This is a genomic window from Aetokthonos hydrillicola CCALA 1050, from assembly GCF_017591665.1.
GTDB classification, from domain to species: Bacteria; Cyanobacteriota; Cyanobacteriia; order Cyanobacteriales; family Nostocaceae; genus Aetokthonos; species Aetokthonos hydrillicola.
The window spans coordinates 1-1307 of the sequence record NZ_JAAKGC010000407.1 but is presented as its reverse complement, the minus strand read 5'-3'; the positions used below and the strand labels follow the sequence as shown (position 1 = coordinate 1307).

The window sequence follows — 1307 nt, the reverse complement described above, 5'->3', positions numbered from 1 at the left end:
CTGCTAACGCTCAGGCAATTCTGCAAAAGGCAAACCAAACTGGTGTTTTTGCACCTCCGCGTGGCGCGTACACTCAATTCACCGCAGATACACCACAGTATGAAATTGATATCAACCGGGATCGGCTGAATGCTCTCAATGTTAACTTTAATGATGTCCTGAATACGATTAGCACAAGTTTCGGTTCATCTTACGTGACTCAGTTTGTTTTGGGACCGCGTTACTATCAAGTTTATGCGGTACTGGACGCACAGTATCGCAATAATCCGGAGGCGCTTAAACAACTTTATGTCCGTTCTTCCAGTAGCGGTGGTAATAGTAGCACGACAACCAGGAGTACTAGCACTACAAATAGTAACAATACTAGCAACAATATAGTCTCGCTAGATCAGTTGATCACTATCAAACCATACACAGGCCCTGCGGTAATTTCTCACTTTAATGGATATCGATCCATTTTGCTTCAAGGTGCTCAATCATCGAATTACAGTAGTGGACAAGCACTAGATGCTATTCAAAAAGCTTATCAACAATCTGCGTTACCAGGCATCAAATTTGAGTGGTCAGATTTGAGCCGAGAGCAAGTAGCTTCGGGAAGTCTGGGTTCATTGATCTTTTTGTTCAGTATTGTGATAGTCTTTTTGGTGCTGGCTGCTCAGTATGAAAGTTATATTGACCCGACTATTATCTTGCTGACAGTACCATTAGCAATACTAGGTGCTCTCGGTGCTGTAGCTCTACGGCGTTTTGTAGAACCTACCTTGGCAAATGATGTTTACTGTAATATTGCGCTAGTGATGCTGATTGGACTTGCTAGTAAGAACGCTATTCTTATTGTTGAGTTTGCTAACTTAGCGATGGAAGAGGGTAAGTCGATTGTAGATGCAGCCCTAACTGCTTCAGAAGAACGCTTTCGACCAATTTTGATGACTGCGATCGCTGCACTTGTTGGTTTCTTCCCTCTAGTAATTGCGAGTGGTGCTGGCGCAAACGCTCGTCACTCTCTAGGGACGGCTGTTTTTGGTGGACTATTGGTTGCGACTATTTTGAGTTTGGTGATTTTACCAGTACTCTACGTCGTTATTAAGACTCTAGAAGTACGGTTTCTCGGCGGAGATAAATCAAAGCGAGGTGATGGCTCAACACCTCCTCCATCATCCTCCTCTGAGCAAGAGTACGCACATAGTGGTTCAGGTAAATCAACAAAACCGGAAGCTAGCCGAAAACATTGAGCAACAATACTCTGGGCTGTAATACCAATTTTCTGTGAAGCTGCACATTATTTTTACCCCTCCTAACCTCCCCTT

Annotated in this window: 1 protein-coding gene; it reads left to right on the top strand. The window is 43.8% G+C overall.

Annotated elements, in window-relative coordinates:
• Positions 1–1232, top strand: a 1232-nt coding sequence (locus G4P69_RS38375; RefSeq protein ID WP_208355249.1) for an efflux RND transporter permease subunit, incomplete at its 5' end; no start/stop codon positions are given.
• Positions 1233–1307: the final 75 nt, after the last annotated feature.